The sequence below is a fragment of the Ramlibacter sp. AN1133 genome, from assembly GCF_037890035.1.
Taxonomy (GTDB): Bacteria; Pseudomonadota; Gammaproteobacteria; order Burkholderiales; family Burkholderiaceae_C; genus Ramlibacter.
Genome location: NZ_JBBKTQ010000016.1, coordinates 123,600 through 132,447 on the forward strand (window position 1 = coordinate 123,600; position 8,848 = coordinate 132,447).

At 70.4% G+C, this 8,848-nt stretch carries 10 protein-coding genes; 5 read left to right on the top strand and 5 right to left on the bottom strand.

The genetic code is table 11. The features are described from left to right. Nucleotides 1-3 precede the first annotated feature (3 nt). Together WG923_RS20585 and WG923_RS20590 are read left to right on the top strand one after the other, a co-directional pair. A complete protein-coding gene (locus WG923_RS20585) occupies nucleotides 4-420 on the top strand; it encodes a hypothetical protein (RefSeq protein WP_340352866.1) in 417 nt (138 codons plus the stop codon). A gap of 29 nt (nucleotides 421-449) precedes the next feature. Then, nucleotides 450-806 carry a phage holin family protein gene (locus WG923_RS20590; RefSeq protein WP_340352867.1) on the top strand — a complete coding sequence of 119 codons (357 nt, stop codon included), beginning with the start codon at nucleotides 450-452 and terminating at the stop codon, nucleotides 804-806. Here the strand turns inward: WG923_RS20590 and WG923_RS20595 are convergent. Together WG923_RS20595 and tfpZ are read right to left on the bottom strand one after the other, a co-directional pair. After that, nucleotides 774-2,279 carry a M48 family metalloprotease gene (locus WG923_RS20595; protein ID WP_445322954.1) on the bottom strand — a complete coding sequence of 502 codons (1,506 nt, stop codon included), beginning with the start codon at nucleotides 2,277-2,279 and terminating at the stop codon, nucleotides 774-776. The two genes, WG923_RS20590 and WG923_RS20595, sit on opposite strands and share 33 nt — an antisense overlap. Continuing rightward, nucleotides 2,276-3,076 carry a TfpX/TfpZ family type IV pilin accessory protein gene (gene tfpZ / locus WG923_RS20600; protein WP_340352868.1) on the bottom strand — a complete coding sequence of 267 codons (801 nt, stop codon included), beginning with the start codon at nucleotides 3,074-3,076 and terminating at the stop codon, nucleotides 2,276-2,278. Before tfpZ ends, WG923_RS20595 begins: the two co-directional genes overlap by 4 nt. Here tfpZ and moaC point away from each other — a divergent pair. Continuing rightward, nucleotides 3,075-3,563, top strand: a complete 489-nt coding sequence (gene moaC, locus WG923_RS20605; protein WP_340352869.1) for a cyclic pyranopterin monophosphate synthase MoaC — start codon at nucleotides 3,075-3,077, stop codon at nucleotides 3,561-3,563. The two genes, tfpZ and moaC, sit on opposite strands and share 2 nt — an antisense overlap. 117 nt (nucleotides 3,564-3,680) lie before the next feature. Next, nucleotides 3,681-4,022 carry a hypothetical protein gene (locus tag WG923_RS20610; protein ID WP_340352870.1) on the top strand — a complete coding sequence of 114 codons (342 nt, stop codon included), beginning with the start codon at nucleotides 3,681-3,683 and terminating at the stop codon, nucleotides 4,020-4,022. Here WG923_RS20610 and WG923_RS20615 read toward each other — a convergent pair. Together WG923_RS20615 and WG923_RS20620 are read right to left on the bottom strand one after the other, a co-directional pair. After that, nucleotides 3,944-5,590: a PglL family O-oligosaccharyltransferase gene (locus WG923_RS20615; RefSeq protein WP_340352871.1), complete on the bottom strand. Its 1,647-nt coding sequence runs from the start codon at nucleotides 5,588-5,590 to the stop codon at nucleotides 3,944-3,946. The two genes, WG923_RS20610 and WG923_RS20615, sit on opposite strands and share 79 nt — an antisense overlap. Before the next feature lie 46 nt (nucleotides 5,591-5,636). Beyond that, complete coding sequence (locus WG923_RS20620; RefSeq protein WP_340352872.1) at nucleotides 5,637-6,908, bottom strand: glycosyltransferase family 9 protein; 1,272 nt, start codon at nucleotides 6,906-6,908, stop codon at nucleotides 5,637-5,639. Here WG923_RS20620 and WG923_RS20625 point away from each other — a divergent pair. Beyond that, nucleotides 6,907-7,860, top strand: coding sequence for a glycosyltransferase family 9 protein (locus WG923_RS20625; RefSeq protein WP_340352873.1), 954 nt, complete (start codon nucleotides 6,907-6,909; stop codon nucleotides 7,858-7,860). The two genes, WG923_RS20620 and WG923_RS20625, sit on opposite strands and share 2 nt — an antisense overlap. Before the next feature lie 120 nt (nucleotides 7,861-7,980). Here the strand turns inward: WG923_RS20625 and WG923_RS20630 are convergent. Then, nucleotides 7,981-8,848, bottom strand: an 868-nt coding sequence (locus tag WG923_RS20630) for a class I SAM-dependent DNA methyltransferase (protein WP_340352874.1), incomplete at its 5' end; no start/stop codon positions are given.

An 8,848-nucleotide genomic window follows, 5' to 3' on the forward strand; every position in this document is an offset into this window, starting at 1 on the left:
CCCATGGAGAAGGTGATCGTGTACCTGGACGACGCGGCCTACGCGCGGGCGCACCTGCCCGCCGTCGCCGAGCCCACCCACTGGCTGCTGGTGGCGTGCGCCCCGCGCATGACCCACCGCATCAGCAAGTGGGTCAGCCACTCCGCGCGCGAGAACTGGCGCACCAAATGGGCCGACAAGCTGTTCGACCAGGTGCTGCCGCCGCTGCGCGAGCGCGGCGACCACGTGACGCCGATCCTCGCCAAGGGGCCGCTGCCGGAGCTCACGCGCGCCCTGATCGCCGAACACGGCGAGGCGCGCGTGGTCGACGCGCGCCGTCCCAAGTCCATCGACGGCGGCGATGCATTGCGATGGTCGCCCGGCCCCATCCTCGGCTTCGGCGCCTTCCTGCTCTGTTCCTTCGCCGGCTTCGACTACTAGGGGCGGGGCAGGCTGCTATCCTTGCGGCCATGCTCAAGCTCATCACCAAGTGGCTGCTCAGCGCCGCGGCGCTGCTGTTCGTCGCCTACGTGTACACCGGGGTCGAGGTGAAGTCCTTCGCTTCGGCCATGGCCGCGGCGCTGGTGATCGGCCTGCTCAACACCGTGGTGCGGCCGGTGCTCGTGCTGCTGACGCTGCCCGCCACCCTGCTCACGCTGGGCCTGTTCCTGTTCGTGATCAACGCCCTGATGTTCTGGGCCGCCGCCGGCGTGCTGCAGGGTTTCGTGGTGCGCGACTTCGTCGCGGCGCTGGTCGGTTCGCTGATCTACACCGCCGTCGGCGTGGTGATCGAGTCAGCGCTCGAGCGCCTGTTCGCGAAGCGTTGATTCGACCTGGCGCGCGCGGGTGTCGACGATCGACGCCTCGATGTAGTCGCCACCGCCCACCCCCTTGCGGACCAGGTCCTGCGCCGCCTTGAAGCGGTCCAGCGCCGCCGTGTAATCCAGCTGCGCCACCCGCGCCTCCGCATCGGCACGCACGGCGCGCACCGACTGCCCCTGCGCGCCATAGGCGGCGGAGAGCAACTGCCACGCGGCGGCATCGCGCGGCTGCGTGGCCACCCAGGTCTGCAGGCGCTGCGCGGCCTCGGCCGCCTTGCCGGACTGGACCTGCGCCTGCGCCGTCAGCAGCAGCTCGGGGCGGCGCTTGCTTTCGAGGTCGAGCGTGCGCAGCACGCGGGCGGCATCGCCGTCGCCCATGGCGATTTCGGCGGCCAGCAGGCGCGCGAGGCGCTCGCCCGCCGCATCGCCCGCCACCACGGCCTCCAGGCGCCCCAGCATCCGCGTGGTCGTGGCGGGCTCGCGCAGGCGCGATGCGGCCAGCGTCGCCGCATACAGCGCACCGCCCTGGCGCGCCCGCGGCAGCGCGGCGAAGGCGCCCGCATCCGCTTCGGCCAGGGCGGCCCGCAGGGCGTCCACGCCGGGGTTGGAGAACACGCGCGCCCGGCCCGCCATCAGTGCGTGCTCCAGCGTCGGCTGCACCGGCCCGTGGTCGGCGAGCTGCTGGCGCGACTGCATGTCCGCGATGCGCTCGCTCGTCATCGGGTGGGTGCGCAGGTAGGGATAGGCACCGTTGTCGTTCAGGCGGGCGGCCTGCTGCAGCTTCTCGAACATCGTGACGAAGCCCTGCGGCTCGAAGCCAGCCTGGGTGGCGACGCCGAAGCCGATGCGGTCGGCCTCGCGCTCCATGTCGCGCGAGAAATTGAGCTGTTGCTGCGCCACCAGTGCCTGGCTGCCCGCCATCACGGCGCCGCCCGCCTGCGGATTGCGGCTGGCGGCCATCGCGCCGAGGATCATCGCCGCGAGCATCCACGGCGCCTGCTGGTTGCCCTTGGTCACGAGGCGCGAGATGTGCCTCTGCGTCACGTGGCTCAGCTCGTGCGCCAGCACCGAGGCGAGTTCGTCGCGGTTGGCCGTGACGCTCACCAGCCCCAGGTTCAGGCCCAGCCAGCCCCCCGGCAGCGCGAAGGCATTGATCGTGCGGTCCTTGCCCAGCAGCACCTGCCAGGCGAAGCGTTCGTCCAGCTCGCTGGTGAGTTCGCCGCGCACGCGGGCGGCGGCGAGCAGCGGCTGCCACAGGCCCTGCACGTATTCGACCAGCACCGGGTCGTCGATGTAGTCGGGGTCGCGGTACAGCTCGCGCGCGATGCGCTCGCCGAGCTTGCGCTCCGCGCTGGTGGTGACGTCGCCGTTGTCGCCCAGGGTGGGCAGCTGCGCGCCGGCCGGCGTCGTCGCGAGCAAGGCAGCGGCCAGGAAGGCTGCCAGGCCGCGGCGGGCGAAGGACGGAGGGGGGAATCTCAAAACGAATCCAGCGGTACGAAGCCGATCACTTCGGCCGTGCCCGCGTCGAGCAGCACGGTCCACGCCCGCTCCTTGCGGGCGACCAGGGGCAAGTATGCCGCGCGCGCCGGCTCGCGGCCGGATTTGCGCAGGGCTTCGTCGATGGCGCCGGCACCCTGCGGGTAGCGGGCCTTCAGTTCGGCGACGGGCCTGGCCGCGCGCAGCACGCGCTCGCGCGCAGCTTCGTAGGGTTGCCAGAGCTCCGGCCGGGCGGCGAGCGCGACGCCGCGCAGGGCCTCCAGCGTGAAGTCCACCCGTTCCCGCTCGCTGCGGAACGGCCGCAGCGCGATCAGCGTGGGGCCGCCCGCCGCCGCGATGGCGATGCCGGCCGGCGCGCGGTCCGCCAGTTCCTCGGGGATGTCGACCTGGTGCACGACGCGGAAGCGGTCGATCTCGTAGACCAGGTGCACCGGGCGGGCGAGCTGCACCGTCCAGAGGCCGTAGGCCAGGCCGGCGAGCTGCAGCAGCGCCACCACGGCGAGGTCGCGCCGCAGCTCGGCGCGTGGCTTGGCGCGGTTGAAGATCGCGAAGGTGATCAGCGGGCCCAGGGCGACATCGACCGCCACCACGAGCTGGAACAGCTCCCGGCCGCCGGAAATCTCCCGGTACGGCCACGGATACCAGAGCGCGAACACCAGCAGGGCCGCCGTGGCGGCGACGAGGGCGCTCAGGCCGAGGTGGATGGTGGCGGCGCGCAAGCGCGTGCGCCAGTCAAGGCGGGACGTATGATGGCCGACGGAGACCGAGGGTTGTTGCATGAGCGGATTGACGCATTTCGACGCGCAGGGCCAGGCGCATATGGTGGACGTCGCGTCCAAGGCGGCGACACACCGCATCGCGGTGGCGACGGGCCGCATCGAGATGCTACCCGCTACCCTTGCCATCATCCAGAGCGGGACCGTAAAGAAGGGCGACGTGCTGGGGATCGCCCGCGTGGCCGGCATCATGGCCGCCAAGAAGACCAGCGACCTGATTCCCCTGTGCCACCCCCTGGCGCTGACCCGGGTCGCGATCGATTTCGAGCTCCTTGCCGCGCAGGCCGGCTCCCCGGACGCCGTGGTCTGCACCGCCAGAGTGGAAACCGTGGGCCCCACGGGCGTCGAAATGGAGGCGCTGACGGCGGTGAATGTCGCCCTGCTGACCGTGTACGACATGTGCAAGGCGGTCGACCGCGGAATGACCATCACGGGCGTCCAGCTGTGCGAAAAGCACGGAGGAAAGTCCGGGAGTTACGTCAAGGGCTAACCCCCACTTGCGTCAATTCCCTAGGCCGCCGCAGAATGTATGTTAGGGAATTCATCAGAGGTAAGCGGCCTGTGACATCTGCAAGCCGCGACGTAACGGTTAGGGGGTTGGCGGATCATGTTTACCTGGCTCAAGCGGCGTACGGCGGCACCGGCTTCCCAGCCCGGGCGCAAGTCCGTTGCCACGCCGGTCCGCACCCCGACGCGCTCCGCGCCGCCGCGGCCGGACGCGGGCCTGCGCCACATGCCCCGCTTCGCCGACACCGCTCCGCTGCCTGAAGTGGTGGCCGAAGGCAACACGCAGGCGGACTGGAGCATGTGGGAAGACTCCGTGATGGCCATGGACAGCCAGATGCAGGAGATCCTCCCCGGCGACCGCGTCTACGTGCGCGACTCGCGCCCGAGCCAGATGGACGACGTGGACGCCTTCGCCAGCGTGCGCGGCAAGCGCGACATCTGAGCCCCGCCGCGCGGCACCCGGCCGCGCTCCCGCCAAGCCTGGTACTCCGCCGGAAACGCCGCGCGGTAACTCGCCAGCAGCTGCACCGCCTCGTCTTCGCGCCCCAGCAGGGTGGCGCTTTCGATCGCCCGCTCGATGACGCGCGGCTCCGGGGAGTAATGGAGCATCTCCAGCGCCAGGCCGTGCATCCGCGCCGCGTTCGCCCCCGTGACGCTGGCCAGCGTCAGGTCCGCGAAGCGGGCCTGGCCCGCGAACAGCCACGACCGCCGCGCATGCGCCAGCGTGTCCTCGCGCCAGGCGGCGAACCGTTCATCGGGCGGCACGTAGATCTGGCTCACCCGCGCGTAATCCCAGGCGGCATAGCCGGTGGCGGCGAGCAGCACGAGGGCCGATGCGTACACGGGGGCGCGTCGCACGGGGCGCGCCGAGGACGCCCCTGGGGGCACCAGCCACCCGAGCATCGCGCCGAAGGCGAGCTGGAACGGGCCGTACCAGAGCGGATACTCCAGCAGGCTGTGCAACAGGATCAGCGCCATGATCGCCCAGGCGAGCCGGCGCCGCTGCGAAGCCTCGGCCCAGGGCCGCTGGCGCAGGATCCACACCGCGGCGCCGCCGCAGACCAACACGGCAGCGGGCAGGCCCAGTTCCACCGCCAGGTGCAACGGCAGGTTGTGCGCGTTGTCCAGGATGTCGCAGAAGCGCGGGCCCGGGTACAGCGTCGTGAAGTGGGCGTAGTCCAGCTCGCCCCAGCCCCAGCCGGCGAGCGGCCGCTGCGCGATCAGGTGCAGCACGTTGGACCACAGCACGAGCCGGCCGGTGCAGCCCTCGGGGCCGCCGATGCGCCCCCACAGCGTGCGCGCCGGCAGCGCGCCGGTCAGTGCTTCCAGCAGCACGGGCAGCAGCCAGGCGGCGGCGAAGTAAGCGAGCGCCGCCGCCGCGCATTGCGCGACGCGCACGCGCCGCTGCGGCCCGTTCCACCACGCGGCCAGCAGGGTGAGCACGAAACCCTGCAGCACCGCCGTGCGCGACACCGACGCGGCGCTGCCCACCGCCAGCAGCACGATCAGCCCCGTGGCCACCCCGGCGCGCAGGCGCAGGCTGCCCCAGAGCAGCACCGCGGCGCCGATCCACGACAGGGTGGCGTACTGGTTCGGCTGGCGCAGGTTGGCATAGGCCTCGCCTGCCGCGGTGCGGCTCACCCAGGGAGAGAGCGCGTCGGACAGGCCGAAGTACTGCACCAGTCCCAGCACCGCGCTGAGGCATGCGGCCAGCAGCAGCCCCGCCTGCACGCCCTGGACCATGGCGTCGTCCTCGCCGAGTTGCGTGCCGACCGCGACCAGCAGCAGCCCGCCCGCCAGGAACACGACTTCGGGCCGCACGCCGCCGGCGACCGCCGCCCACAGCACCAGCGCGAGCACCGGCCAGGCGATGCGAAGGCGCGCCCGGGCCGGCCCCGCCGCCGCGAGCATCCAGAGCAGGAGGCCGCAGGTCGCGCTCGTGAGCCAGGGCTGCACGCTCGGAGAAGGGCCGCCGGCGAAGGGATCGAGCCAGGGGAGCGCGGCGAGCAAGGCGACACTTGCGACGCGCCAGGGAAGATCGGGGCGCATGGCAGCGTCAGCCGAGTCCTTCCCGCAACACGGGGCAACGCTGCAACAGGACATTCAGCGCGGCGAACACGTCCTCGACAGAGATCCTGTCCATGCAGTTGACCGGCCCCTTTGGATATTCGAAGCCGAGGTTAAGGAATTCGCATGCGCACCCCAGCGGCGGTGCGAGCGAGATGCTGCGTGGACCGACTGGCCCCCAGCGGCGCCGGCTGGTGGGTCCGTGCAACGCCACCAAGGGGGCATCCAACAGCGCCGCGAGATGCATCACGCCAGTGTTGACCGCGACCACCGCGCTGGCGCTGCGCAGCACTGCCGCCAAGTCCAACAACGACACCTCGCCTGCGATGGACTTCACCGGCAGGCTCGTGCCGCAGGCGCCGACGAGCGCTGCTGCCCGGGCACGGTCGCCGGGGCTACCGGTCACGAGCACGGAGAAGCCCAGGGCACAGGCCCGTTCGATCAGCCCAGTCCACCGCGCCTGCGGCCACTCGCGCGAGGCGTAGCGAAAGCCGCTCGCCCATGGGTGCACGACGATATAGGGCGTATGGGTGGCAATCGGGGCGGGCGGTTCGCCGGCGGCCTTCAAGGCGCATTGGGGCGGCAAAGGTCGCACGCCCGGTAAAGGCCCGAGCAGCCGCTGAAAGTTCTCTACCTCGTGGACATCTGCGCCATGTGGGACCGCCGCGTCGTACGCATAGTGGCGCCCCTGCCCCGGCGTGGCGAAACCGATCGTGTAGGTGCTGCGCGAGGCCGCGCACAGGACGGCATACCAGCGCGGCCACTGGCCGATGTCGATCATGACGTCCACCCGCACGCTGCGGATGGCCGCCAACGCCGACAGCGGCCGCGTGAGAGGCACGTCAACCACCCCGTCGACGCCATCGAGCAGCGCCAGGATGCCGCGGTTGCCAGCGGATGCGAAGACAGTGATGCGCGCGCCAGACACGCTGGCCCGCAGGCTGGCCAGCAGGGTGCCCGCCAGCAGCGTGTCGCCAAGCGTCTCGAAGGCCATGATGCCGAAGCTTTGCGGTGCCGCGGGACGCGGGCGCCGCCGCCGCAGGGCACCCCAGAGCCACAGCAGCGGTGTTCCTGCCGCGTGGTCAAGCCATCGCGGCAAGGCACTTTCTCGGACGAAGGACAGGCTCAAGGGCATTCGGTGGCGCGGATTGTGCCAGCCGCCCGGCGCCGGACTGACCTGCCGGGCCTTGCCGTATAGTGCGGCGGCCAAGACGATGAGGATCCTGCTGTGGAAGATCGGTGCCTTGGGGGACGTCCTCATGACGACTCCCCTGCTGCGGCAACTGCGTCGCGCCCTGCCGGAAGCCTCGATCGACTACCTGACCGGCCGCGGCTGTGCGCCCATCCTCGCCGGCAACCCCTACATTGACCGGGTCCTCCCGTTCGACGCGTCCATCCTCTTCGGTGCGCAGCTTGGCCGCGTGCGTGAACTGCTGCCGCTGCTGCGCGACTACGACTGCATCTTCATCCTGGACAAGCACTGGATCTTCGCCCTGCTCGCGCGCTTCGCGGGCGCGCCGATGCGCATCGGCTTCCGCCGGCGGGCCCACGAAGGCGTGCTGCTCACTCACAAGGTAGCGTACGGCGCGTTGCACCACGAGATCGACTACTACCTGGACCTGCTAGAAGCGGCGGGCTGGCCCGTGGCACGCGGCGACGTGGCGCTGGATGCCCCGGCGCAACAGCCGTTCGCGGGCGAGGGCGCCTCGGCCGTGCTCGTCAACAGCGGCGGAGAGAACGCAAACGAGCGGTCCAGCGTGCGCCGCATGCCCGACGCGCTGTTCGGTGCCCTGGTGGAGACTTGCGCGGCGCGCACGCCGGTCGTTTTCCTCGGTTCGCCCTCGGAGCGCGCCTACTACGAGCGATTCACGGGCGCGGGCCGGACCAACCTGTGCGGCCGCACGAGTATCGCCGAGGCGGCCTCTCTGCTGCGCGCCGCGGCGCGCGTGATCACGACGGATACCGGCCTGATGCATCTTGCCGCGGCCGTCAATCCGCGCGTGACGGCGGTTTTCGGGCCCACGCACCCGCTGCGCAAGTGCCCGCCCGGCGCTTGCTGGGTCTGGGCCGACGAGGAGCGGTACGATCCCCGCTACGAGCTGTTCGGGAGGGTTCCCGGCAGCCATTACTTCGCCGCGTTGACCGTCGCCGACATCCTCGAACGCGTGCATCCCTCACCCTTCCACGGTCGGCGGAAGGCGGAGCCGGCATGAAGCCCGAGCGGTCCCTCGGCGCGCGTTGCCGGCATGCCCTCGCGGCCTGGCTGCGGCCCCGCGACGTCCAGATCACTCTTCGGCGTTTCCACGCCCACTTTTCAGCAACCCGCTCCCAAGCTACTTGCGCTTTCGCGCCACCACGACAGCCTGCCAGAAGCGATCGGCATCGTCGAGGAAGTCCAGCACTTCCAGATAACGGCCCCAGTGCTCGCGCACATAACCCGGCGTCATTGCGCAGTCGCCATATACCTCGTTCACGCCGTCCCGGTCGGGGATGTAAACGAAGCCCTGTTGCTGCAGGCGTTCCTTGATGCCGACATCCGCGCGGATCTTGCGTGCCGTGGCGGCATGCCACGGATGGAGGCTCTTGTCGTCCGGGTCTAGCGGCAGGAAATGATCGATGAAGCGCGGCGGCTCGACCGTGGCGACGAGCAGGCCGCCCGGCTTCAAGCTGCATGCGATTTCCGGCAGCCAGTGATCCTGCACGTTCTCCGGCAGGTGCGTGAAGACCGAATAGGCGTATACCAAGTCGAATGCACGGTCCTCGTAAGGCAGCCGGCCCAGGGGATCGATCCGGTGCAGATGCCCCGGAACGCCGGTCTGCCGCGCAGCGTCGAGGTAGTCGGTGCTGATGTCGACGCCGTGCAGGGATGACGGCTCGACGTCCTTCATGAAGAAGCGGATGATCCGGCCCCAGCTGACGCCGAAGTCCAGGATTTGCGCGCCGGGCTCAATCGGCGTGCCATGCTTGGCACATGCCTGCTTCGCGTAGGAATAGAAATTGCTGGCCTCCACGAGCGCGCGATCGAAAGCCGAGCCGACTGTATGGCTTTGCAGTTCGGCGGGCGGGAATCCCGGCATGCGGACGCCATCAATCACCGGCTCCTTGATGCTGCGTTTGAGGACACGAAGCCACTTCGCGTCGCTCAGCCCACCGAACGCCTCGCGCGCGGACCGGGAGGGTTGTTCGGTTTTCTTCTTGAAG